The sequence below is a fragment of the Leucobacter chromiireducens subsp. solipictus genome (assembly GCF_016758195.1).
In the GTDB taxonomy this organism is placed as follows: domain Bacteria; phylum Actinomycetota; class Actinomycetes; order Actinomycetales; family Microbacteriaceae; genus Leucobacter; species Leucobacter solipictus.
Genome location: NZ_QYAC01000009.1, coordinates 125,144 through 148,356, shown reverse-complemented (window position 1 = coordinate 148,356; position 23,213 = coordinate 125,144). Strand labels below are relative to the sequence as shown.

The 23,213-nt window shown below is 64.9% G+C and carries 33 protein-coding genes; 1 reads left to right on the top strand and 32 read right to left on the bottom strand.

Annotated features, from left to right (window positions below; translation table 11 throughout):
• Window positions 1-275: 275 nt before the first annotated feature.
• The 29 genes from rplQ to rpsJ form a co-directional block, all read right to left on the bottom strand.
• Complete coding sequence (rplQ, locus tag D3230_RS15715; RefSeq protein WP_202345984.1) at window positions 276-785, bottom strand: 50S ribosomal protein L17; 510 nt, start codon at window positions 783-785, stop codon at window positions 276-278.
• A gap of 49 nt (window positions 786-834) precedes the next feature.
• Window positions 835-1,821 carry a DNA-directed RNA polymerase subunit alpha gene (locus tag D3230_RS15710; protein WP_130453675.1) on the bottom strand — a complete coding sequence of 329 codons (987 nt, stop codon included), beginning with the start codon at window positions 1,819-1,821 and terminating at the stop codon, window positions 835-837.
• A gap of 148 nt (window positions 1,822-1,969) precedes the next feature.
• Window positions 1,970-2,368, bottom strand: coding sequence for a 30S ribosomal protein S11 (gene rpsK, locus D3230_RS15705; RefSeq protein ID WP_025133724.1), 399 nt, complete (start codon window positions 2,366-2,368; stop codon window positions 1,970-1,972).
• Between the two features lie 48 nt (window positions 2,369-2,416).
• A complete protein-coding gene (gene rpsM, locus D3230_RS15700; protein ID WP_087011707.1) occupies window positions 2,417-2,785 on the bottom strand; it encodes a 30S ribosomal protein S13 in 369 nt (122 codons plus the stop codon).
• A 156-nt stretch (window positions 2,786-2,941) separates the two neighbouring features.
• The gene (rpmJ, locus tag D3230_RS15695; protein ID WP_005050492.1) at window positions 2,942-3,058 is read right to left on the bottom strand and encodes a 50S ribosomal protein L36; all 117 of its coding nucleotides are present in this window, start codon (window positions 3,056-3,058) and stop codon (window positions 2,942-2,944) included.
• Between the two features lie 68 nt (window positions 3,059-3,126).
• Entirely contained in the window at window positions 3,127-3,348 is a 222-nt protein-coding gene (gene infA, locus D3230_RS15690) for a translation initiation factor IF-1 (protein ID WP_025133723.1), read from the bottom strand.
• Window positions 3,349-3,476: 128 nt separating this feature from the next.
• Complete coding sequence (gene map / locus D3230_RS15685) at window positions 3,477-4,319, bottom strand: type I methionyl aminopeptidase (RefSeq protein WP_337249205.1); 843 nt, start codon at window positions 4,317-4,319, stop codon at window positions 3,477-3,479.
• 3 nt (window positions 4,320-4,322) lie between these two features.
• Window positions 4,323-4,919, bottom strand: coding sequence for an adenylate kinase (locus D3230_RS15680; RefSeq protein WP_202345983.1), 597 nt, complete (start codon window positions 4,917-4,919; stop codon window positions 4,323-4,325).
• Window positions 4,916-6,241, bottom strand: coding sequence for a preprotein translocase subunit SecY (gene secY / locus D3230_RS15675; RefSeq protein WP_202345982.1), 1,326 nt, complete (start codon window positions 6,239-6,241; stop codon window positions 4,916-4,918). Before secY ends, D3230_RS15680 begins: the two co-directional genes overlap by 4 nt.
• A 213-nt stretch (window positions 6,242-6,454) precedes the next feature.
• The gene (gene rplO, locus D3230_RS15670) at window positions 6,455-6,916 is read right to left on the bottom strand and encodes a 50S ribosomal protein L15 (RefSeq protein WP_087011698.1); all 462 of its coding nucleotides are present in this window, start codon (window positions 6,914-6,916) and stop codon (window positions 6,455-6,457) included.
• Entirely contained in the window at window positions 6,913-7,101 is a 189-nt protein-coding gene (gene rpmD, locus D3230_RS15665) for a 50S ribosomal protein L30 (protein WP_087011696.1), read from the bottom strand. The genes rplO and rpmD overlap by 4 nt, the downstream gene beginning before the upstream one ends.
• On the bottom strand, window positions 7,101-7,814 hold the full coding sequence (rpsE, locus tag D3230_RS16270; RefSeq protein ID WP_087011694.1) for a 30S ribosomal protein S5: 714 nt from the start codon (window positions 7,812-7,814) through the stop codon (window positions 7,101-7,103). The genes rpmD and rpsE overlap by 1 nt, the downstream gene beginning before the upstream one ends.
• Complete coding sequence (gene rplR, locus D3230_RS15655) at window positions 7,811-8,185, bottom strand: 50S ribosomal protein L18 (RefSeq protein WP_202345981.1); 375 nt, start codon at window positions 8,183-8,185, stop codon at window positions 7,811-7,813. The genes rpsE and rplR overlap by 4 nt, the downstream gene beginning before the upstream one ends.
• A 3-nt stretch (window positions 8,186-8,188) precedes the next feature.
• Entirely contained in the window at window positions 8,189-8,725 is a 537-nt protein-coding gene (gene rplF / locus D3230_RS15650; RefSeq protein WP_202345980.1) for a 50S ribosomal protein L6, read from the bottom strand.
• A gap of 6 nt (window positions 8,726-8,731) precedes the next feature.
• Window positions 8,732-9,130: a 30S ribosomal protein S8 gene (gene rpsH, locus D3230_RS15645; protein WP_202345979.1), complete on the bottom strand. Its 399-nt coding sequence runs from the start codon at window positions 9,128-9,130 to the stop codon at window positions 8,732-8,734.
• Window positions 9,131-9,243: 113 nt separating this feature from the next.
• Window positions 9,244-9,822, bottom strand: coding sequence for a 50S ribosomal protein L5 (gene rplE / locus D3230_RS15640; RefSeq protein WP_087011686.1), 579 nt, complete (start codon window positions 9,820-9,822; stop codon window positions 9,244-9,246).
• On the bottom strand, window positions 9,822-10,184 hold the full coding sequence (gene rplX / locus D3230_RS15635) for a 50S ribosomal protein L24 (protein ID WP_237467682.1): 363 nt from the start codon (window positions 10,182-10,184) through the stop codon (window positions 9,822-9,824). Before rplX ends, rplE begins: the two co-directional genes overlap by 1 nt.
• A gap of 4 nt (window positions 10,185-10,188) precedes the next feature.
• On the bottom strand, window positions 10,189-10,557 hold the full coding sequence (rplN, locus tag D3230_RS15630; RefSeq protein WP_087011681.1) for a 50S ribosomal protein L14: 369 nt from the start codon (window positions 10,555-10,557) through the stop codon (window positions 10,189-10,191).
• 28 nt (window positions 10,558-10,585) lie between these two features.
• Window positions 10,586-10,858 carry a 30S ribosomal protein S17 gene (gene rpsQ / locus D3230_RS15625; RefSeq protein WP_202345977.1) on the bottom strand — a complete coding sequence of 91 codons (273 nt, stop codon included), beginning with the start codon at window positions 10,856-10,858 and terminating at the stop codon, window positions 10,586-10,588.
• A gap of 2 nt (window positions 10,859-10,860) precedes the next feature.
• Window positions 10,861-11,172 carry a 50S ribosomal protein L29 gene (gene rpmC / locus D3230_RS15620; protein WP_087011679.1) on the bottom strand — a complete coding sequence of 104 codons (312 nt, stop codon included), beginning with the start codon at window positions 11,170-11,172 and terminating at the stop codon, window positions 10,861-10,863.
• A complete protein-coding gene (gene rplP, locus D3230_RS15615; RefSeq protein WP_087011677.1) occupies window positions 11,172-11,591 on the bottom strand; it encodes a 50S ribosomal protein L16 in 420 nt (139 codons plus the stop codon). Before rplP ends, rpmC begins: the two co-directional genes overlap by 1 nt.
• Before the next feature lie 2 nt (window positions 11,592-11,593).
• The gene (rpsC, locus tag D3230_RS15610; RefSeq protein WP_024356779.1) at window positions 11,594-12,352 is read right to left on the bottom strand and encodes a 30S ribosomal protein S3; all 759 of its coding nucleotides are present in this window, start codon (window positions 12,350-12,352) and stop codon (window positions 11,594-11,596) included.
• A complete protein-coding gene (rplV, locus tag D3230_RS15605) occupies window positions 12,353-12,736 on the bottom strand; it encodes a 50S ribosomal protein L22 (RefSeq protein WP_087011675.1) in 384 nt (127 codons plus the stop codon). It abuts the gene before it with no gap.
• A 26-nt stretch (window positions 12,737-12,762) separates the two neighbouring features.
• Window positions 12,763-13,044, bottom strand: a complete 282-nt coding sequence (gene rpsS / locus D3230_RS15600; RefSeq protein WP_025133706.1) for a 30S ribosomal protein S19 — start codon at window positions 13,042-13,044, stop codon at window positions 12,763-12,765.
• 22 nt (window positions 13,045-13,066) lie between these two features.
• Window positions 13,067-13,903 carry a 50S ribosomal protein L2 gene (gene rplB / locus D3230_RS15595; protein WP_202345976.1) on the bottom strand — a complete coding sequence of 279 codons (837 nt, stop codon included), beginning with the start codon at window positions 13,901-13,903 and terminating at the stop codon, window positions 13,067-13,069.
• Between the two features lie 20 nt (window positions 13,904-13,923).
• A complete protein-coding gene (rplW, locus tag D3230_RS15590; RefSeq protein WP_087011672.1) occupies window positions 13,924-14,223 on the bottom strand; it encodes a 50S ribosomal protein L23 in 300 nt (99 codons plus the stop codon).
• Window positions 14,220-14,873: a 50S ribosomal protein L4 gene (rplD, locus tag D3230_RS15585; RefSeq protein ID WP_202345975.1), complete on the bottom strand. Its 654-nt coding sequence runs from the start codon at window positions 14,871-14,873 to the stop codon at window positions 14,220-14,222. Before rplD ends, rplW begins: the two co-directional genes overlap by 4 nt.
• Window positions 14,874-14,876: 3 nt before the next feature.
• Entirely contained in the window at window positions 14,877-15,530 is a 654-nt protein-coding gene (rplC, locus tag D3230_RS15580; protein WP_202345974.1) for a 50S ribosomal protein L3, read from the bottom strand.
• 13 nt (window positions 15,531-15,543) lie between these two features.
• Window positions 15,544-15,852 (bottom strand): 30S ribosomal protein S10, encoded by a 309-nt coding sequence (rpsJ, locus tag D3230_RS15575; RefSeq protein ID WP_025133701.1) that lies wholly within the window; start codon window positions 15,850-15,852, stop codon window positions 15,544-15,546.
• Between the two features lie 607 nt (window positions 15,853-16,459).
• Here rpsJ and D3230_RS15570 point away from each other — a divergent pair.
• Complete coding sequence (locus D3230_RS15570) at window positions 16,460-18,757, top strand: S-layer homology domain-containing protein (protein WP_202345973.1); 2,298 nt, start codon at window positions 16,460-16,462, stop codon at window positions 18,755-18,757.
• A gap of 98 nt (window positions 18,758-18,855) precedes the next feature.
• Here D3230_RS15570 and D3230_RS15565 read toward each other — a convergent pair whose 3' ends face one another.
• The 3 genes from D3230_RS15565 to tuf form a co-directional block, all read right to left on the bottom strand.
• Window positions 18,856-19,953: an MraY family glycosyltransferase gene (locus D3230_RS15565; protein WP_202345972.1), complete on the bottom strand. Its 1,098-nt coding sequence runs from the start codon at window positions 19,951-19,953 to the stop codon at window positions 18,856-18,858.
• Window positions 19,950-21,749, bottom strand: coding sequence for an SDR family NAD(P)-dependent oxidoreductase (locus D3230_RS15560; protein ID WP_202345971.1), 1,800 nt, complete (start codon window positions 21,747-21,749; stop codon window positions 19,950-19,952). Before D3230_RS15560 ends, D3230_RS15565 begins: the two co-directional genes overlap by 4 nt.
• A gap of 165 nt (window positions 21,750-21,914) precedes the next feature.
• On the bottom strand, window positions 21,915-23,108 hold the full coding sequence (gene tuf, locus D3230_RS15555; protein ID WP_202345970.1) for an elongation factor Tu: 1,194 nt from the start codon (window positions 23,106-23,108) through the stop codon (window positions 21,915-21,917).
• Between the last annotated feature and the right edge of the window lie 105 nt (window positions 23,109-23,213).

The window sequence follows — 23,213 nt, the reverse complement described above, 5'->3', positions numbered from 1 at the left end:
CAACCTAGACAGGCCCCACCTTGGTATCGGAGGCCAAACTCCGATCGATCGAGTCAACAACGGTCGAGGTCAGTACAGCTAGCCGCGTCCGCGGCGCGCTCCGCACGCCCGGGGCACCCCCGCACCGGTGCGCCCCACGTCACCGGCGTGCCCCGCGCACCAGCGCACCCCGGGCCCACGACACTCACCGTATGTTCTGCCGACACCGCGAACGCACAACGCCCCGCCGATCCGAAGATCAGCGGGGCGTGGTGAGGGGTGAGGGGTGAGGGACCTTACTCGGCCTTCTCCTCCGCAGCAGCCTCGGCCGGGGCGTCAGTCGCCTCTGCCTCGGTTGCCTCGGGTGCCTCGACGACCTCCTCAGCGGGGGCCTCCTCGACCTTCTCGGCCTTCGGCTCGGCCTTGGCAGCCTTCACCTTGGGCTGGACGGGCTCGAGCACGAGCTCAATCACGGCCATCGGGGCGCGATCGCCCTTGCGGTAGCCGGTCTTGATGATGCGGGTGTAGCCACCTTCGCGGTTCTCGACGAGCGGCGCGATCTCGGTGAAGAGCTCATGGATGACCGACTTGTCGGTGATCTGACGCATCGCGCGGCGACGTGCGGCGAGATCGCCGCGCTTCGCGAACGTGACGAGGCGCTCAGCGACAGGCTGCAGGCGCTTCGCCTTGGTCTCGGTGGTCTGGATGCGCTTGTGCTCAAAGAGCTGCGCAGCCATCTGGTTGAGCATCAGGCGCTCGTGTGCGGGGCCGCCTCCGAGGCGGGCGCCCTTCGTGGGCTTCGGCATTCTTTACTCCGTTGAATATACGATCGGGCCGTGACCGGCGGATCGTGAGTTAGTTGTTGTCGTCTTCGTAGCTGTAGAACTGTGCGCCGTCGAATCCGGGCACGGCATCCTTCAGCGACAGTCCCATCTCGGTGAGCTTGTCGCGCACCTCGAAGACGGACTTCTGACCGAAGTTGCGGATGTTCATCAGCTGGGCCTCGGAGAGCGCAACGAGCTCGCTCACCGTGTTGATGCCCTCACGCTTGAGGCAGTTGTAGCTGCGCACCGACAGGTCGAGGTCCTCGATCGGGATCGAGAGCTCGCCCTCCGTGACCACCTCGACCGGCGCGGGGCCGATCTCGACGCCCTCGGCAGCGGTGTTCAGTTCGCGTGCGAGCCCGAAGAGCTCCACCAGCGTCGAGCCAGCCGATGCGATTGCGTCGCGGGGGCTGATCGCGGGCTTCGACTCGACGTCAACGACGAGGCGGTCGAAGTCGGTCCGCTCACCGGCACGCGTAGCTTCCACGCGGTAGGTGACCTTGAGGACCGGCGAGTAGATCGAATCCACGGGGATCCGACCCACCTCTGCGTCTTCGTTCCGGTTCTGCGCGGCCGAGACGTAGCCACGGCCACGCTCGATCGTGAGCTCCAGTTCGAACTGCGCGGAGTCACTGAGCGTCGCGATGACGAGCTCGGGGTTGTGCACCTCGACACCGGCAGGTGCAGAGATGTCAGCCGCGGTCACTTCGCCGGCACCCGTCTTACGCAGGTACGCGGTGATCGGCTCGTCGTGCTCGCTCGAGACGACGAGATCCTTGATGTTGAGGATGATCTCGGTGACGTCCTCGGTCACGCCCGCAATGGTCGTGAACTCGTGGGCGACACCCTCGAAGCGGACGCTCGTAACTGCAGCGCCGGGAATCGAGGACAGCAGCGTACGCCGCAGCGAGTTGCCGAGCGTGTACCCGAAGCCGGGCTCAAGCGGCTCGATCGCGAAGCGCGAACGGTGCTCGGAGATCGATTCTTCGGTGAGGGTGGGTCGCTGTGCAATGAGCAAGGTGTGTGGTCCTTTCGCTGGAGTCCGCTATATGACTCATGCGGTATCGGGAATGAGGGTGTCCTCTGTGCACCCGGGGTTCACGCGGAATCCCGGCGCCTTCCCGGGGGCGCGACGCATCGCGCCCCCGGGAATCAGCGAATGCTCCTTAGACGCGACGGCGCTTCGGGGGGCGGCAGCCGTTGTGCGTCTGCGGGGTGACGTCGTTGATCGACCCCACCTCGAGGCCTGCGGCCTGCAGCGAACGGATGGCGGTCTCGCGGCCGGACCCGGGGCCCTTGACGAAGACGTCAACCTTCTTCATGCCGTGCTCCTGCGCCTTGCGCGCAGCCGACTCGGCAGCGAGCTGAGCGGCGAACGGGGTCGACTTACGCGAACCCTTGAAGCCGACTCCGCCGGAGGAAGCCCAGCTGATCACAGCACCGGTGGTGTCCGTGATCGAAACGATCGTGTTGTTGAACGTCGACTTGATGTGGGCCTGGCCCACGACCACGTTCTTCTTGTCCTTGCGACGCGGCTTACGAGCCGCTGTCTTTGGTGCAGCCATTGAGTATTCTCCTGAAAAGCTCTGTGTGATGGTCGAGTGGACCGGCTATTACTTCTTCTTGCCGGCGACGGTGCGCTTCGGGCCCTTACGGGTACGAGCGTTCGTCTTGGTGCGCTGACCATGCACGGGCAGGCCCTTGCGGTGGCGGATACCCTGGTAGCTGCCGATCTCGACCTTACGGCGGATGTCAGCGGCCACCTCACGGCGGAGGTCACCCTCAACCTTGAAGTTGGTTTCGATGTAGTCACGGAGCGAAACGAGCTGATCGTCGGTGAGATCCTTGACGCGGATGTTTCCGTCGATCTCGGTGGCTTCCAGCGTCTTCAGCGCGCTGGTGCGGCCGACCCCGTAGATGTAAGTGAGTGCAATCTCAACGCGCTTTTCGCGTGGGATGTCGACTCCGGCGAGACGTGCCATGCGGCTTCTCCTAGCGGTAGTAGAGGTGTGATGCGCATCGGGGGTTCGGGCCTCTGTCCCGAGGTGTCCCCCACCCGATTGCTCGGAGGGTTCTTCGATGCGCTGGATCAGTAATGCAATTGCGGGATTCTGCGTGCCCGGCACGCAGCGCGGGTGTTAGCCCTGGCGCTGCTTGTGACGCGGGTTGCTCTTGCAGATCACCATGACGCGGCCGTGGCGGCGGATCACCTTGCAGTGATCGCAGATCGGCTTAACGCTGGGATTTACCTTCATGATGTTTCCTTCAGGATTTCGCTGTCATCGTACGTCCGGGATGCCGGGCGCCGTTACTTTCCAGCGACCTACTTGTAGCGGTAGACGATCCGGCCACGGGTCAGATCGTAGGGCGTCAGCTCTACGATCACGCGGTCGCCGGGCAGAATGCGGATGTAGTGCTGTCGCATCTTGCCCGAGATGTGGGCGAGCACTTTGTGCCCGTTGGTCAGTTCGACGCGGAACATTGCGTTCGGCAATGCCTCGACAACCTGTCCCTCGATCTCGATGACGCCGTCTTTTTTCGCCATAGCCTCACTATCGCTCGCGTAGGTTCTACTGGTCTTGCGAATGCGAAACGCCCGCTTTCGCGAACGCGAAAACAGGCGCAAAGCACCAAAGATCAAGGATAGTCCGAGAACTCCGGTTTGTAAAGCGGTTAGCGGATCGGAACCGGGGTGACCCCGAGCGGCGCGAGACCGCTGGCCCCACCGTCTTCAGCGGTGAGCACCCAGATCCCGTCCGCGTGGACGGCGACACTGTGCTCCCACTGGGCGCTCATCGAGCCGTCAGCGATCGTGACCGTCCAGTCGTCGTCCTCGATATTCGTGTCGATCGTCCCCGCGGAGATGATCGGCTCGATCGCGACCACCAGGCCCGGCTTGACCTCGGGGCTGCGCCCGCGGACCGGGACGTTGAAGACGGGCGGGTCCTCGTGCATGCTCCGGCCGATTCCGTGACCGATGTAGTCCTCCAGGACGTTGAAGTCGCTGTGGGCACGAACGTAGGCCGAGACGGCTTCGCCAACCTCGTTCAGGTGCTTCGCCTGCGCCAGGCGCGCGATCCCCCGCCACATCGCCTGCTCGGTCACGTCGCTGAGCTTCTGGTTTGCGGCGCTCAGCTCGGGTCGACTGGGATCATCGAGCACCGCGGTGAACGCCGTGTCGCTGTGCCAGCCATCGATCACGGCCCCGACGTCGAGCGAGGCGATGTCGCCGGGAGCGAGCGCGCGATCCGTGGGGATCGCGTGCACGACCTGATCGTTCACGTTCGCGCAGATCGTGTGCCGGTAACCGGGTTCGAGCATGAAGTTCGGCGCGCCACCCCGGGCTCGGATCGCGTCCTCCGCAATCGCGTCAAGCTCGAGCGTCGTGATGCCCGGGCGCACGGCCTCGCGCATCGCGGCGATCGCCGCAGCACCCGCGAGGCCGGGCTCGACCATCAGGCGAAGCTGCGCCGGAGACTTGTAGATCGAGCGCCGAAAAATACCGCGTCGTGACACGACTCAGCGACCCGCCTTCGCGGCGAGCTGTGCGGTCAGGCCGGCGGCGATGCGCTCCGCGACCTCGTCGACCGTTCCGAGCCCGTCGACCGAGACCAGGATGCCGCGCTCGGCGAACAGCTCGACGAGCGGTGCCGTCTGCTCCGCGTAGACGTCCTGACGGTGTCGGATGACCTCTTCCGTGTCGTCCGCACGGCCCTCAAGCTCCGCGCGCTTGAGCAGCCGAGCGACGACGGCGTCCGTGTCGACCTCCAGGAGGACCACGGCGTCGAGCGCGTCGCCCTCGATCATCCCGTCGAGCGCGTGCACCTGCTCGACGTTGCGGGGGTAGCCATCCAGGAGGAAGCCGCCCGCGGCGTCGGGCTGCGCCAGCCGGTCCGCGACGATCTCGTTCGTCAGGGTGTCGGGCACGAGCTCACCGCGCTCGATGATGGCCTGCACCTGCTGGCCAAGCGGCGTCCCGCCCTTGATGTTCGCGCGGAAGATATCGCCCGTCGAGATCGCGGGGATCTCAAAACGCTCGGCGATCTGTGCGGCCTGCGTTCCCTTGCCCGCGCCGGGCGGGCCGATGATCAGCAGTCGAGTCGTGGATTCGGTCACTTGAGGAGCCCTTCATAGTGGCGCTGCTGCAGCTGAGCATCGATCTGCTTGACGGTCTCGAGGCCGACGCCCACGATAATCAGGATCGACGCGCCGCCGAACGGGAAGTTCTGGTTGGCCCCGAAGAAGGCCAGCGCGATCAGCGGGATGAGTGCGATGAGGCCCAGGTACAGCGAGCCAGCGCTCGTGATGCGGGTCAGCACGTAGTTGAGGTATTCGGCCGTGGGACGGCCCGCGCGGATCCCCGGGACGAAGCCCCCGTACTGCTTCATGTTGTCCGAGACCTCCTCCGGGTTGAAGGTGATCTGCACGTAGAAGAAGGTGAAGCCGATGGTCAGCAGGAAAAAGACCAGCATGTAGAGCGGCTGATCGCCCGTCACCAGGTTGTTCTGAACCCAGACGACCCACGGCTGCGGGTCCTCGCCGATCTTCGGCTGGTTGAACTGCGTGAGCAGCATGGGGAGGTACAGGATCGCCGAGGCGAAGATGACCGGGATCACGCCGGCCATGTTGACCTTGATCGGAATGTACGTGCTGCTACCACCGTAGGTGCGGCGGCCGACGACACGCTTCGCGTACTGCACCGGGATTCGGCGCTGCGACTGCTCGACGAAGACCACCGCGGCGATGACCAGCAATCCGACGCCCAGAACGAGGAAGAAGACCTCCCAGCCCTTGGACTCCTTGATCATCCACATCGCGCCGGGGAAGGTCGCGGAGATCGAGGTGAAGATGAGCAGCGACATGCCGTTGCCGATGCCGCGCTCGGTGATGAGCTCACCGAACCACATGATGAGGCCGGTGCCGGCTGTCATCGTGAGGATCATGATGAGGATCGCCCACCATTCCTGCGACACGAGGTTCTGGCAGGCCTGGTTTGCCGAGGCACCGAAGAGCTGGCCCGAGCGAGCAACCGTAATGAGCGTCGTCGACTGCAGGACTGCGAGGGCGATCGTCAGGTACCGGGTGTACTGCGTGAGCTTCGCCTGGCCAGCCTGGCCCTCCTTGTGGAGGGACTCGAAGTGCGGGATGACCACGCGGAGCAGCTGGGTGATGATCGACGCGGTGATGTAGGGCATGATGCCCAGCGCGAAGATCGAGAGCTGCAGAAGCGCCCCACCGCTGAACAGGTTGATCATGTCGTAGAGCCCCGAGGTGCCCTGGGCTTGGTTCGCCACGAGACACGCCTGGACGTTGTTGAAATCAACGAACGGTGCGGGAATGAATGATCCGAGCCGGAACAGCGACACAATCGCGAGCGTAAACACGATCTTGCGTCTCAGGTCGGGAGTTCGAAAGATCCGTCCGATAGCGCTGAACAAAATCTGCCTCCTGGGGGCGTCGTACGGGGCCGTCGCCTGACGACGAGAACCAATTGCACCAGCCTACACGGCGGGTGGGCTCTGATTCCAACACTCGCATGATATGCGGTGCGAAAACAGAAACAGCGGGAGCGGGATCAGCGACATTTCTGACGCTCGATCCCACCCCCGCTGCTCGAGACACGCTCGAGTCAAGATGAACCCAGAGGGTCCTTACTTGACCTCGCCGCCTGCCGCGACAATCTTCTGCTCAGCCGAGCTCGAGACCTTATCGACGGACACGCTGAGCTTGACCTGCAGGTCGCCGTCACCGAGCACCTTGACGGGCTGGTTCTTGCGCACTGCACCCTTGGCGACCAGGTCGTCAACGGTCACGTCCCCACCCTGCGGGTAGAGCTCGGCCAGCTTCGCGACATTCACGACCTGGTACTCGGTGCGGAACGGGTTCTTGAACCCGCGCAGCTTCGGGGTGCGCATGTGCAGCGGCATCTGCCCACCCTCGAAGCCGGCCCGAACCTGGTACCGAGCCTTGGTGCCCTTGGTACCGCGACCCGCGGTCTTACCCTTGGAGCCCTCACCGCGACCCACGCGGGTCTTGGCCTTCTTCGACCCCGGTGCGGGACGCAGGTGGTGCGCCTTCAGCACGGACTCGCGCTCCTCGTTCTTGTCGCTCATGCGTCGACCTCCTCAACCTCTACCAGGTGAGCAACAGCACGCACGTAGCCGCGGTTGATCTTGGAATCCTCGCGGACGACCGTCTGGCCGATCCGGCGAAGCCCCAGGCTGCGCAGCGTGTCGCGCTGGTTCTGCTTCTCACTGATAACGGACTTCTTCTGCGTAATCTTCAGGCTCTTCGCCATTACGCACCTGCCTTTGCCTTCGCGGCAGCGTCGGCCGCGGCCTTCGCCTCGGCGCGCACAATGCGAGCCGGGGCGACGCGGTCGAAGTCGAGGCCACGGCGGGCTGCCACGGAGCGGGGCTCCTCGAGCAGCTGCAGTGCCTCAACGGTCGCATGCACGATGTTCAGGGTGTTCGACGAGCCGAGCGACTTGCTCAGGACGTCGTGGATGCCAGCGCACTCAAGCACGGCGCGGACGGGGCCACCGGCGATCACACCGGTACCTGCCGCTGCGGGGCGCAGGAGCACCACGCCAGCTGCTGCCTCACCCTGCACGGGGTGCGGGATGGTGCTGCCCACGCGGGGAACGCGGAAGAAGTTCTTCTTCGCTTCCTCAACGCCCTTGGCAATTGCGAGGGGAACTTCCTTCGCCTTGCCGTAGCCGACGCCGACGGTGCCGTTGCCATCGCCCACCACGACGAGCGCGGTGAAGCTGAAGCGACGGCCGCCCTTGACGACCTTGGAGACGCGGTTGATCGTGACGACGCGCTCGAGGAACTGGCTCTCGTTGCGGTCGCGGCCACCACGCTCGTTGCGGGTGCCACGGTCACGGCTGCCACGACGCTGTTCGCGGGGCTCGTTGCGGTGATCCTGAGCCGGTGCCTCGGCAGCAGCCGTGGACTCAGCGGCCTGGGTCTCTACGGTCACTTCCTGCTCCTTCGTTTCCTTGCTCACAGGGTCAGCCCCCCTTCGCGAGCGCCATCGGCGATCGCTGCGACGCGGCCGGCGTACTTGCTGCCACCACGGTCGAACACGACTGCCTCGATGCCAGCAGCCTTCGCGCGGTCAGCGACGAGCTCGCCCACCTTGCGTGCCTTGGCGGTCTTGTAGCCCTCGAACGCACGCAGATCGGCTTCCATGGTCGAGGCCGACGCGAGGGTGATGCCCTTCGAATCGTCGACGACCTGGACGAACACGTGACGCGCGGAACGGTTGACCACGAGACGGGGACGCTGCTCCGTGCCGACGATCTTCTTCCGGAGGCGGGTGTGGCGGCGCACGCGCGCGGCCGACCGGCCCTTACCCCGAGATACTGATGCAGCCATCGGTTACTTACCAGCCTTTCCAGCCTTGCGGCGCACAACCTCGCCCGCGTAGCGAATGCCCTTGCCCTTGTAGGGCTCCGGCTTCTTCAGCTTGCGGATGTTCGCAGCGGCCTCGCCGACCGCCTGCTTCGAGATCCCGGTCACCGTGATCTTCGTGTTGCCCTCGACCGCGAGCGTGATGCCCTCGGGGGCGTCGATGTTGACGGGGTGCGAGAAGCCGAGTGCGAGCTCAAGGCCCGTGCCCTTCTGCTGCACGCGGTAGCCCGTGCCGACAACCTCGAGCTGCTTGGAGTAGCCCTCGGTCACACCGATGATGTTGTTGTTGATGAGCGTGCGGGTCAGGCCGTGCAGCGCTCGGGACGCGCGCTCGTCGTCCGGACGGGTGACGAGCACCTGTCCGTCTTCGAGAGCAACGCGGATCGGCTCGGCAACGACGAGCTCGAGTTCGCCCTTGGAACCCTTGACCGTGACCTTCTGGCCATCGATCTTGATGTCTACACCACCGGGAACGGTGATGGGAAGCTTACCAATACGTGACATGACGGCTTACCACACGTAAGCGAGGACTTCCCCGCCAACGCCCTTCTGCTCGGCCTCGCGGTCCGTGAGGAGCCCCGAAGAGGTGGACAGGATCGCGATGCCGAGGCCACCGAGCACGCTCGGGATCTCGGTCGAGCCTGCGTACACCCGGAGACCGGGCTTGGATACGCGCTTGATGCCCTCGATGGAGCGCTCGCGGTTGGGGCCGTACTTCAGGTCCATGGTGATGGTCGTTCCCACGCGTGCGGGCTCGACCTTCCAGTCCTTGATGTAGCCTTCGCGCTTGAGGATCTCAGCGATCCGCTCCTTCAGCTTCGAGCCGGGGAGCGAAACGTCGTCATGATGCGCAGAGTTTGCGTTGCGCAGCCGGGTCAGCATATCTGCGACCGGATCAGTCATCGTCATGAGTGACTCTTCTTTCTCGCCTGGTATCACGCACCGTTACACGGAGCGTGACCTGGGTGATACGCGGTGTGGGTGCCCGGGGAATCCCCGGGCACCCGCGCCGCTTGGACTATTTAGTTGTCGGTCTTGAACGGGAAGCCGAGTGCGCGAAGCAGCGCACGGCCCTCATCGTCAGACTTGGCGGTGGTCACGATAGTGATATCGAAGCCACGCACGCGGTCAATCTTATCCTGATCGATCTCGTGGAACACACTCTGCTCGGTCAGTCCGAAGGTGTAGTTGCCGTTTCCGTCGAACTGCTTGGGCGAGAGACCGCGGAAATCGCGGATACGCGGCAGTGCGAGGTTGATGAGACGGTCCAGGAACTCCCACGAGCGATCGCCACGAAGCGTGACGTGCGCACCAATGGCCTGGCCCTCACGCAGCTTGAACTGCGCGATGGACTTGCGGGCCTTGGTGACCATGGGCTTCTGACCGGTGATCTTGACGAGGTCCGCAATTGCGCCCTCGATCACCTTGCTGTCGCGAGCTGCCTCGCCGACACCGGTGTTCACGACCACCTTGACGATGCCCGGAACTTCCATGATGTTGGCGTAGCTGAACTCTTCGCGAAGCTGGGGAACGATCTCGCCCCGGTACTTCTGCTTCAGACGCGGCTGGATTTTGCCAGTCGCTGCGGCAGTCTCAGACATTAGAGGTCCTTCCCAGACGTCTTTGCGTAGCGGACGCGGACGGTCTTCTTCTTGCCGTCTTTCTCGACCTCTTCAACGCGGAAGCCCACGCGAGTCGGCTTCTTCGTCTCGGGGTCGACGATGGCGACGTTCGAGATGTGGATCGGGGCCTCAACGGTCTCGATCCCACCCTCACGGGTGCCACGCTCCGACTGGCCGACGCGGACGTGCTTCGTGACGAAGTTGACGCCCTCGACGATGACGCGGTCGGTCTCGGTGAAGACCTCGACGACCTTGCCCTGCTTGCCCTTGTAGCCGCCGCGTTCCTGCGACGGGCCTGAGATGACCTCGACGAGGTCACCCTTCTTGATCTTCATGCCCATAGGACTAGATCACCTCCGGTGCGAGCGAGACGATCTTCATGAACTTCTTATCGCGAAGCTCACGACCGACCGGCCCGAAGATACGGGTGCCGCGGGGCTCCCCATCGGCCTTCAGAATGACGGCAGCGTTCTCGTCGAAGCTGATGTACGAGCCATCAGGACGACGGGTCGACTTGCGCGTGCGAACGATGACGGCCTTGATGACCTCACCCTTCTTCACGTTGCCGCCGGGGATCGCGTCCTTGACGGTCGCAACGATCGTGTCGCCGATGCCGGCGTAACGACGCTTCGAGCCCCCGAGGACACGGATCGTGAGCAACTCCTTGGCGCCGCTGTTGTCGGCAACCTTGAGTCGGGATTCCTGCTGAATCACTTGCTACTCCTTCTCAGTAAGCCGAGGCTTACTTCGCCTTCTCGAGGATCTCGACCAGACGCCAGCGCTTGGAAGCGCTCAGCGGGCGGGTCTCGTGGATGAGCACGAGATCGCCGATGCCGGCGGTGTTCTGCTCGTCGTGGGCCTTCACCTTCGACGAACGGCGGATCACCTTGCCGTAGAGCGGGTGCTTCACACGGTCCTCGACCTCAACGACGATGGTCTTGTCCATCTTGTCGCTGACGACGTAGCCACGGCGAGCCTTACGGTAGCCGCGCTGTTCCTTCTCGACCTCAGCCATGTTTAGGCCTCCTTCGTCTCAGCGGCGGCGTCCGCCTGCTCGGTCTTCTTGGTGCTCTTCTTCGCCTTGGCGGGAGCGGGGGCGGCAGCCGGGGTCAACCGAATACCGAGCTCGCGCTCGCGCAGCACCGTGTAGATGCGCGCGATGTCGCGCTTCACCTGGCGCACACGACCGTGGCTCTCCAGCTGGCCGGTGGCCGACTGGAAACGCAGGTTGAAGAGCTCGGCCTTGGCCTTCTTGAGCTCCTCTGCCAGACGCTCGTTCTCGAAGGAATCGAGCTCCGTGATGGCCAGTTCTTTGGTACCGATCGCCATTACGCGTCGCCCTCCTCGCGCTTGATAATACGGGCCTTGAGCGGCAGCTTGTGGATGGCGCGGGTCAGCGCCTCACGTGCGAGCTGCTCATCGACGCCGGCGACCTCGAAGAGGACGCGGCCCGGCTTGACGTTGGCCACCCACCACTCGGGCGAGCCCTTACCGGAACCCATGCGGGTTTCCGCAGGCTTCTTGGTGAGGGGACGGTCGGGGTAGATGTTGATCCATACCTTGCCACCACGCTTGATGTGACGGGTCATCGCGATACGAGCGGACTCGATCTGACGGTTCGTCACGTAGGCGGGGCTGAGTGCCTGGATACCGAACTCACCGAAGGCGACGGTGTTGCCGCCCTTGGACTGGCCGCTGCGGCTGGGGTGGTGCTGCTTGCGGTACTTGACTCGACGAGGAATCAGCATGCTTACTTCTCCGCTCCTGCTGCAGCGGGTGCAGCCTCGGCCTGTGCGCCACGGGGCGCGCGGCGGCGGTCGCCACGGTCGCGCGACGGCTTCTGGGCCGCCTGCTCGCGAGCGAGTTCCTTGTTGGTGAGGTCACCCTTGTAGATCCAGACCTTCACGCCGATGCGGCCGAAGGTGGTCTTCGCCTCGTAGAAGCCGTAGTCGATGTTCGCGCGGAGCGTGTGCAGCGGCACGCGACCCTCACGGTAGAACTCCGAACGGCTCATCTCGGCACCGCCAAGACGGCCGGAGACCTGGATACGGATGCCCTTGGCGCCTGCGCGCTGAGCGCCCTGCAGACCCTTACGCATTGCGCGGCGGAACGCCACGCGCGCAGCGAGCTGCTCGGCGATACCCTGAGCGACGAGCTGAGCATCAGCCTCGGGGTTCTTGACCTCGAGGATGTTCAGCTGGATCTGCTTGCCCGTGAGCTTCTCGAGGTCAGCGCGGATGCGCTCAGCCTCGGCGCCACGGCGACCGATGACGATGCCGGGACGTGCCGAGTGGATATCCACGCGGACACGGTCACGGGTACGCTCGATCTCCACGCGGGACACGCCCGCACGGTCAAGCTGCTTGGTCAGGTGCTGACGGATCTTGATGTCCTCGGCAAGGTAGTCAGCGTAGCGCTGACCCTTCTTGGTCGAGTCCGAGAACCAGCGCGAGACGTGGTCAGTGGTGATCCCGAGGCGGAAGCCATAGGGATGAATCTTCTGGCCCATTTACTTGGCTCCCTTCTTCGCGACCTGGAGCTCATCAGCCGTCTGCAGAACGACGGTGATGTGGCTGGTCCGCTTGTTGATACGGAATGCACGGCCCTGCGCGCGGGGGCGGAAACGCTTGAGCGTCGTGCCCTCGTCGACGAAGGCGCGAGCAATAACCAGCTCGTCCTCGTTGAGACGCAGGTTCTCCGCGTCGGCCTTCACCCGGGCGTTCGCGATTGCCGAAGCAACCAGCTTGAACACGGGCTCGGCTGCGGCCTGGGGGGCGAACTTCAGGATGGCAAGCGCCTCCTGAGCGTTCTTCCCACGAACCAGGTCAACAACGCGACGGGCCTTCTGGGGGGTGATGCGGATCTGACGCACGCGTGCGGTCGATTCCACCATTTCTCTCTCCTCCTTCACGTCACCGCTTAGCGGCGACGGCCCTTCTTGTCGTCCTTCACGTGACCGCGGAAGGTACGAGTGGGCGCGAACTCGCCCAGCTTGTGACCGACCATGGTTTCCGTGACAAACACGGGGATGTGCTTCCGACCGTCGTGCACCGCGATGGTGTGACCCAGCATTGCGGGGATGATCATCGAGCGGCGCGACCAGGTCTTGATCACGTTCTTGGTGCCAGCTTCGTTCTGGACAACCACCTTGTTCAGCAGGTGGTTATCGACGAAGGGGCCCTTCTTGAGACTACGAGGCATCTTCTATTCTCCTACCTGCCGATTAACGCTTTTTACCAGCATTGCGGCGACGCACGATGAGCTTGTCGCTGGCCTTGTTCGGACGGCGCGTACGGCCTTCCTTCTGGCCCCAGGGGCTGACCGGGTGACGGCCACCCGAGGTGCGGCCTTCGCCACCACCGTGCGGGTGATCGACCGGGTTCATGACCACACCGCGGACGGTCGGGCGAACGCCCTTCCAGCGCATACGGCCAGCCTTGCCCCAGTTGATGTTCGACTGCTCGGCGTTGCCGACCTCGCCGACGGTTGCACGGCAGCGCGCGTCAACGTTGCGGATCTCGCCCGAGGGGAGACGCAGCTGAGCGTAGGGGCCGTCCTTCGCCACGAGGCGAACCGAGGCACCAGCCGAGCGCGCCATCTTGGCACCCCCGCCGGGCTTCAGCTCGATCGCGTGGATCACGGTACCGGTCGGGATGTTCTTCAGCGGCAGGTTGTTGCCGGGCTTGATGTCGGCGCCGGGACCCGACTCGACAATGTCGCCCTGCTTCAGCTTGTTCGGCGCAACGATGTAGCGCTTCGTGCCGTCCTCAAAGTGCAGCAGCGCGATGCGCGCCGTGCGGTTGGGGTCGTACTCGATGTGCGCAACCTTGGCGTTGACGCCGTCCTTGTCATTGCGACGGAAGTCGATGACGCGGTACTGACGCTTGTGGCCACCACCGATGTGACGCGTGGTGATCCGGCCCTGGTTGTTGCGACCACCCGTCTTGGGGAGCGGGCGAAGCAGCGACTTCTCGGGCGTGGAGCGCGTGATCTCAGCGAAATCAGCAACGCTCGAACCGCGACGACCGGGGGTCGTCGGCTTGTACTTGCGAATAGCCATAATGTTCCTTTTCGCCCCTTCTACAGCGCAGCCGTGAAGATGTCGATGGAGCCGGACTTCAGCGTGACGATGGCACGCTTCGTGTCCTTGCGCTTGCCCGCACCGAACTTGGTGCGGCGGGTCTTGCCCTTGCGGTTCAGCGTGCGAACCTTCTGGACCTTGACACTGAAGACCTGCTCGATGGCGAGCTTGATCTCGGACTTGTTCGCCGTCGGCGCCACCTCAAAGGTGTACTGACCGTTCGCGTCGATCAGGCCGTAGCTCTTCTCGGACACGATGGGGCGAATGATGACGTCGTGTGCAGACTTGTTCAGGCTCACTTCGAGTCCTCCTGAGCGGCACGGCCGGCGACGAACTGGTCGAAGGCAGCCTTGGTGAAGACGAGATCGTCGCTGACGACCACGTCGTAAGCGTTGAGCTGATCCTGGTACAGGACGTGCACGAACGGCAGGTTGCGCACGCTGAGGGTGGTGAGCTCGTCCGCGCGGTCAACGACCACGAGAACACGCTTGCCCGGAGCGACCTGTGCGAGGAACTCGCGGGCCGTCTTCGTGCTGGGCTTCTCACCAATGCCGAAGCCGTCAACGACGTGCAGACGGTTCGCGCGAGCGCGGTCCGAGAGCAGGCCGCGGAGAGCTGCCGCGATCATCTTCTTGGGGGTGCGCTGCGAGTAATCGCGGGGCACGGGCCCGTGAACGATGCCGCCGCCGCGGTGCTGAGGCATACGGACCGAACCCTGACGAGCGCGGCCGGTGCCCTTCTGCTTGAACGGCTTGACGCCCGAACCGGACACCTCACCGCGAGTCTTCACCTTGTGCGTGCCCTGACGCGCAGCAGCGAGCTGTGCGGTGACCACCTGGTGGATCAGCGGGACGTTGGTCTCGGCACCGAAGATCGCCTCGGGCAGGTCAACCGACCCAGCCTTCTTGCCCTTCGCGTCGAGCACCTCGAGCTTGGTAGCGGTAGCCATGAACTACGCCCCCTTCACTGCGTTGCGAACGAATACGAGACGACCGCGCGCACCGGGAACCGCACCCTTAACGAGGATGAGACCCTTGTCGGCGTCAATCGCCTGCACGGTCAGGTTCTGCACGGTGACGCGCTCGCCACCCATGCGGCCGGCCATCTTCTGTCCACGGAACACGCGACCGGGGGTCGCAGCGCCGCCGATGGAGCCGGGCTTACGGTGGTTGCGGTGTGCGCCGTGCGATGCCGACACGCCCTTGAAGTTGTGACGCTTCATGGTGCCCGCGAAGCCCTTACCCTTCGAGGTGCCGACGACGTCGATCTGCTGACCGGCTTCGAAGGTGTTCTCCAGGGTGAGCTCCTGACCCAGCGTGTACTCGGCCGCGTCAGCGGTCCGAATCTCGGTCACGTGACGACGCGGCGTAACGCCCGCCTTCTCGAAGTGACCGGCAGCCGGCTTGTTGACCTTGCGCGGATCGATCGCGCCCGCGGCGATCTGCACGGCGTTGTAGCCGTCGACCTCGGGGGTGCGGATCTGCGTGATCACGTTCGGTGCGACCTCGATCACGGTGACAGGAACAACCTTGCCATCCGCGTCCCAGACCTGCGTCATCCCGAGCTTGGTGCCCAGAAGACCCTTCACATTGTGCTCTACAGCCATGATTCGATCCCCCCTAGAGCTTGATCTCGATGTTGACATCAGCCGGGAGATCGAGACGCATGAGCGAATCGACGGCCTTGGGCGTGGGATCGACGATGTCGATCAGACGCTTGTGCGTGCGCTTTTCAAAGTGCTCGCGGCTGTCCTTGTACTTGTGGGGCGAACGGATCACTGCGATCACGTTCTTCTCCGTGGGGAGCGGCACGGGGCCGATCACGGTTGCACCCGCGCGGGTCACCGTGTCAACAATCTTCCGTGCGGAGTTGTCGATGACCTCGTGGTCATACGACTTCAGTCGAATGCGGATCTTCTGTCCCGCCATGACATCTCTACTTTCTACTTGCGTCGTACCGCTCCCCCGAGGGATCGCGGCATTGGACGTCTTACGTACCAGCGCCCTGGCGCCACGCTTCCAAAGAAGCGCACTGTGCTGGGTCTCTGTTCACCTGTCAAAACCACCCGAGAGTGGCCCCACACGTACAAAAATGGCCGGACTCGCGTCTGACCATCCATTGCCGTGCGGGTTGCGTTCGCTACCCGCGGCCTAAGCCCGGCGAACCGGGTCTTATGCACTGCCTGGCAGTGATCCACGCCGAAGCGCGGAGTACTGAACCTGTCTATTCTGACACACGCACCCGAGACCGTGCAACCCGGGCGTGTCGCGTGTCCCGTGGCGAGAAATCTTGCGCGCTGCCGTGCGCGTCGCGCCACATGCGTTTATCCTTTTTCTGCCCAGGGGCACACAACCGGGAGGGGACCCCATGCATCACACCGAATCATCAACTCCGCGCATGCGCGGCCGATGGAGGCGCGCGCTAGGCATCACAGCTGCACTCGCCATCGCCGCGACGACCGCACTCGGCACAACAGGGCCGACGAGTCCCGCAGCCGCCGTCACGACCGCGACCACCGGCGCAGTGGAAGGTCACATGGCTATTCCTGCTGGGATGGACATGAGCCGCTACCAGGCACAGATCGTGCTGGCAGATGGCTCAGGGAGTTATGGCGGGAGCTTTGTTGAGGCGAACGGGGACTTCGCCGCGGATCATCTTCCCGCTGGGGAGTACCGCGTCGAACTGCGTGAATACGCGGATGGTGATCCTGGCGCAGAGCTCAGCTTCCAGACGCTCCGCACCACGGCGGGGCAGGCCACCTTCACTGTCACTGCTGGTGCCACAACGACCCAGAATTTCACGTTCCAGGTCCCCGGCCCCACCATCAGCGGCACGGTCGACGTGGAAGGGTATGAACGCCTCGTCGTGATCATCGAGGAGCTGATCGACGGGGAGTGGAGCAAGGGGCGCGCCTTCAACGCCTACGACGGAAGCGGTGCCGGCCCGGTCACCTACACCACACCGAAGCTCACCCCGGGAACGCGCGCCGTCCGCGTATACGCGGAGGACCCGGTCCTCCCGTCCGAGTGGGGCTATGTCGGGAACACCGAGTCCTGGGGCGATCCCGTCCCCATGCTGCTCGAGGCAGGCGGACTCACCGGGGTCGACTACTTGGTCAAGCGCAGCTTCACCGCTCCGAATCCGACAGTTTCCGGCACGCCCCGCGTGGGAAGCACTCTGACCGCAAATCTGGGGACTTGGCAGCCGACACCTGCCTCAGTGACCTATCAGTGGGCCCGTGGTGACGGAAACATGAGCCAAGACATTCCCGGTGCGACCGGCGCAAGCTACCAGCCCACCGAGGCAGACCTCGGCACGCAGCTCCAGGTTCGCGTTGTCGGCAGCCAGGCGAAGTACCGGGACGCCTACAAGTACAGCGAGCTCACCGCAGCGGTCACTGCAGGTGCGCTCACCGCACCCACACCGACGATCACCGGCACGGCGAAAGTCGGGCAGACGCTGACCGCGGTAACCGGAACGTGGGGGCCCGCTCCGGTCGCCCTCGCCACCCAGTGGCTCCGCGACGGCACCGCGATCAGCGGTGCCACCGGCACCACGTATCAGGCCACCACCGCCGACACCGGCACGAAGCTCTCCGTGAAGATCACCGGCACCAAGTCCGGCTACACGACCGCGTCGAAGACCTCCGCGGCCACCGCCGCGGTCGCCGAAGCCGATCCGCTCACCTTCACAACGACCCCCACGCCCACCATCACCGGCACCGCAAAGGTCGGGCAGACCCTGACCGCCGTGCCGGGCACCTGGGCGCCGGCACCCGACAAGCTCAGCACCCAGTGGCTCCGCGACGGCACCGCGATCGATGGCGCCACCGGCACCACGTATCAGGCCACCACCGCCGACACCGGCACGAAGCTCTCCGTGAAGATCACCGGCACCAAGTCCGGCTACACGACCGCGTCGAAGACCTCCGCGGCCACCGCCGCGGTCGCCGAAGCCGATCCGCTCACCTTCACCACGACCCCCACGCCCACCATCACCGGCACCGCAAAGGTCGGGCAGACCCTGACCGCCGTGCCGGGCACCTGGGCGCCGGCACCCGACAAGCTCAGCACCCAGTGGCTCCGCGACGGCACCGCGATCGATGGCGCCACCGGCACCACGTATCAGGCCACCACCGCCGACACCGGCACGAAGCTCTCCGTGAAGATCACCGGCACCAAGTCCGGCTACACGACCGCCTCGAAGACCTCCGCGGCCACCGCCGCGGTCGCGAAGGCGAGCTACGTGCCGCCGAAGACCTCGCCGTTCAGCGATCTGACGCCGAACGACAAGTTCTATACCGAGATCGCCTGGATGTTCGACACGGGCGTCTCGACCGGCGTGAAGCAGCCTGATGGCTCCCGTGCGTACCAGCCGAAGGTCAACGTCTCTCGTGAGGCGATGGCCGCGTTCCTGTTCCGCATTCACGCGGAGTCCGGCTACCGTGCACCCGCGAAGTCACACTTCACCGACGTGAAGCCCGGGGACAAGTTCTACAAGGAAGTTTCCTGGATGTATGACCAGGGCATCTCCACCGGCGTGAAGCAGCCGAACGGCACGCGGTCGTATCAGCCGAAAGACGGCGTCACCCGCGAGGCGATGGCGGCGTTCATGTACCGCCTGGACACGGGGGCAAAGCCCGCGGCCCCCAAGGTCTCCCCGTTCCAGGACATCGCCGTGGGGCAGAAGTTCTACACGGAGATCGCGTGGATGTCCACGAGCGGCCTCTCGACTGGGATCACGCAGCCCAGCGGGAAACCGATCTACGCACCAAAGAACAACGTGACGCGCGAGGCGATGGCCGCGTTCCTGTTCCGCGCGGACGGGCGCTAACGCCAGGGACCCCGCCGGGGTCCTCATCGAAGGGTGAGGTGTGGTTGCTTCTCCACCGTGAAGCACCCACACCTCACCCTTCGGCGTTGCAGGCGCGGCTAGGCGCGGCGCGGGAGGAGTTTCGGGAGCGCCAGGTACAGCACGAGCACCGCGAGGCCTGCCGCGAGCAGCAGCAGCGCGCCCCAGAAACTCGTGAAGAAGGAGGCGAGCCCGAGCAGTGAGGCGGCGAGCGTGCAGGCCGCGGTCATCGCAGAAGCCTGCACGTGGGAGTAGCCGAGCTGCTGGATCCGCTGGTAGGTGTGTTCCTTGTGGGGTTCGTCCCAGCGCTTCCCGGCGCGCACGCGCTTCACCAGCGTCACGCCCACGTCCCCGAAGTAGATCACCATCGGCCCGATCGTCGCGAGCAGCGGTGCGCCCGCGACCAGCGCCGCGAAGCTCGTGAGCGCCGTGGCGCCGCCGAGCAGGTAGCTGCCGACGTCGCCCAGGAACGCGCCCGGCTTCGTCAGGTTCCACGGGAGGAAGCCCGCGAAACCCGCGGCAAGGATGAGCCCCGCCGCGAGAAGCCACGGCATGTCGACGAGCACGCCACAGACCGCGAACGTGAGGCCCGCGATCACCCCGTGGAAGCCGCTGATCCCGTTGAGGCCGTCCATGAAGTTGGCGACGTTGATGTAGCTCGAGATGAAGAGGACCGCGTACCCCACGAGCAGGGCGCTCCCCCACCACGGCAGTGCGAGTCCATCCGGTCCGGTGCCGGCGGCGGCGTCGAGGCCGGGACCGTGGCCGAGCCCGGTTGCCCCGCCCGCGGCGACGAGCACGCCGATCGCGGCGCCCGCGGCGATCAGCAGCAGCGCGGCGCTCCGGATCGGCACGCTCAAGCCGCGCAGGTCTTCGGTGAGTCCCAGGAGGCCAGCGAACAGCGAGCCGGCCGCGATGACGAGCAGGGCGTCCCAGACGGCATGCCCGCCCCAGCCGGGACGCGCGAACAGCACGATCGCGAGTGCGGACCCGACCGCCATCGCGATCAGTACCGCGAGACCCAGGCCCCGCAGCACCGGGCGTTCGTGCGAGGATCGCGCGTTGGGAACATCCATGATGCCCAGGCGCACGAGCAGCGGCTTGACGACGAGCGGAAGGGCGAGGCTTAAGGCCAGCGTCACCCCACCGGCGAGCAGGGCCACCAGCAGCGGGGTCACTGGACCCGCTCCTCGGCCGCCTCGGTGAGGTTCATGCGTGCCACCCAGCCTTCATGGTTCAGCACATCCGGCGAAATGGTGTCCACGTGTGCGTGCGTGATCTTCGGGTGGAAGGGACGGTTGTTGCCCTCGCCGCGCCCCACGAGCTCCTCGTGTAGCTTCTCGCCGTGGCGTAGGCCGGTGAACACGATGTCGATGTCCTTCCCGGATTGCGCGACCATGCGCTGCGCCACGTCGAGGATCTTCACGGGCTCGCCCATGTCGAGAATCAGGACCTCGCCGGGACGGCCGATGCCGCCGGCCTGGACCACGAGCTGGCAGGCCTCCGGGATCGTCATGAAGAATCGTGTGACGTCGGGGTGCGTCACGGTGAGCGGGCCGCCCGCTTCGATCAGCGCGCGGAAGGTGGGCAGCATCGAGCCGCGACTCCCGATGACGTTGCCGAACCGGACGGAGAGATACCGCTGGCCGGTTTGCTCCGCCATCCAGGCGGTGAGCTTCTCCGCGACCCGTTTCGAGTGTCCCAGCACACTGGTGGGATTCGCGGCCTTGTCGGTGGAGATGTTCACGAACGTCCCCACCCCGGCCTCGCGTGCGGCCTGGAGCACGTTCAGGGTGCCGAGCACGTTCGTTTTCCACGCCTCGTCGGGGTACTGCTCGAGCATGGGAAGATGCTTCAGCGCGGCCGCGTGGAATACCACTTCGGGCCGGCGTTCACGAAAGAGGTGGCGCAGCGTCTCGGCGTCTCGGATATCCGCGAGCACGACGTCGTTCGTGTCGAGCAGGCCGTGGCCGCTGATGGCGAGCTGGCTCTCCTGGAGCGCGGTCTCATCGCGGTCGAGCATGATGAGTTCGCGCGGCGCGAAGCGTGCGAGCTGACGGCACAACTCGGATCCGATCGAGCCGCCGGCCCCCGTGACGAGGACGCGTTTATCCTGCAGGTATTCGGCGATGGACTCGGTCTCGAGGCGCACGGGGTGACGCCCGATGAGATCCTCGATGGAGAGCGCCCGCACGTCGGAGATCGCCGAGGCGTTGCGCAGGATCTGCTCGAGTGGCGGCAGCACCATCGCGGACATCCCAGCGCGGTCTGCGGCCTCGTCGACGCGTCGCATCATCGCGGCGTCGGCGTCGCCGATGCACACGATCAGCCGCGTCGCGCGCGTCTCCCGTGCGACCTCGGCGAGATCGTCGAAACCGCCGAGTACACGCACACCGCGGACCTCCTGGTTGCGTTTGGTCGGATCGTCGTCAATGAAGCCGACGGGCAGAGCTGATCCGGCGGCGTCGGTCAACAGTCGCTTCGCAGTCTGCACGCCCAGGTACCCCGCCCCGTAGAGCAGGGTGCGTTCCGCCTCCTCCCCCGGCTTCATGCTCCGCTCGTTCGAGAGGCGCACGATGTACCGTGCGACGCCCATCAGGCTGAAGGCGATCGGGGCGGCGATGATCATGGTGCTCCGCGGCACGCCGTTGCCGTATCCCACGAGATAGGCGACCACCCAGGCCAGGACCATCACCCCGGCGACGCAGAGCACGAGCGCCCGGACCTCGTCGAAGCTGCCCACCTCGTAGCGGTTGCGATAGAGCCAGGAGAGCCAGCCGCCGATGAGCTGCAGGAGCGCAGTCGCGCCGATGACCACAAGCGTCCAGCCCCAGTGGATGCGCAGGAGGTTGAAATCGAAGCGCAGCACGAGCGCCGCCAAGATTGCGACCGCCCAGGCGAGCGCGTCGAGCGCAAACAGGAGGCCGTACTGCCGTGCGAAGTGCGCGATTCTCTCGCCTACCGTCTGCGGCACTCGTGCTCCGTTCCGTTCAAGATGTGACCACCCGGGTGCGGTGTCCATCATTCGAGGATACCGCTCCCGTTTCCCGCGGGAGTACACCGTCAGCCGGAAACGGAAAAAGCCCCCGGGATTTCTCCCAGGGGCTTTCGGCCGAGGCCGTCTCCGAAGTCAGATGACTTAGGAGAGAACCTTCGTCACCGTGCCGGCGCCGACGGTGCGGCCACCCTCACGGATTGCGAAGCCGAGGCCATCCTCCATAGCGATCGGCTGGATCAGCTCGACCGTCATGTCGGTGGTGTCGCCGGGCATAACCATCGGCTTGTCCTCGGGCAGGGTGATGACACCGGTCACGTCAGTCGTACGGAAGTAGAACTGCGGACGGTAGTTCGTCTCGAACGGGTTGTGACGGCCGCCCTCTTCCTTCTTGAGGATGTAAGCGGTCCCCTCGAAGTTGGTGTGCGGGGTGATCGAGCCGGGAGCCACGACAACCTGGCCGCGCTCGACGTCCTCGCGCTTAGTGCCGCGGAGCAGCAGGCCACAGTTCTCGCCGGCCCATGCCTCGTCGAGCTGCTTGTGGAACATCTCGATACCGGTCACGGTGGTCTTCTGCGTGTCGCGCAGACCAACGATCTCGACCTCGGAGTTGATCTTCAGCGTGCCACGCTCGGCGCGGCCCGTGACGACCGTGCCACGGCCGGTGATGGTGAAGACGTCCTCGACGGGCATGAGGAACGGCTTGTCCTTGTCACGCACGGGATCGGGGATGTTGTCGTCAACAGCCTGCATGAGCTCGAGAATGGAGTTGACCCACTTCTCTTCGCCCTGGAGCGCCTGGTAGCCCGAAACGCGGACGACGGGGACGTCGTCTCCGGGGTAACCCTGCTTGGAGAGCTCCTCGCGGACCTCCATCTCGACGAGCTCGAGGATTTCCTCGTCGTCGACCTGGTCGCACTTGTTGAGCGCGACGAGCAGGTAGGGAACGCCAACCTGCTTCGCGAGCAGGATGTGCTCCTTGGTCTGTGCCATCATGCCGTCGGTCGCCGCAACCACGAGGATCGCGCCGTCCATCTGAGCAGCACCGGTGATCATGTTCTTGATGTAGTCGGCGTGGCCGGGTGCATCAACGTGAGCGTAGTGGCGCTTGTCGGTCTCGTACTCAACGTGCGAGATGTTGATGGTGATACCGCGCTGGCGCTCCTCAGGAGCCGAATCGATCGTCGCGAAGTCACGCTGGACGTTGACGTCCGACGGGAACTTGTCCGCGAGGGTCTTCGAGATCGCAGCGGTAAGAGTCGTCTTACCGTGATCAACGTGACCGATCGTTCCGATGTTTACGTGCGGCTTGGTCCGCTCGAACTTGGCCTTCGCCACTATGGTCCTCCTCAGGACTTCGAGTACCGCTTCCCGCCGAGGAATTCGGTGGGCACGAGTACGGGGTGTGTACTTATGTTACAAGCTCAGGACGGTGATCGCGAC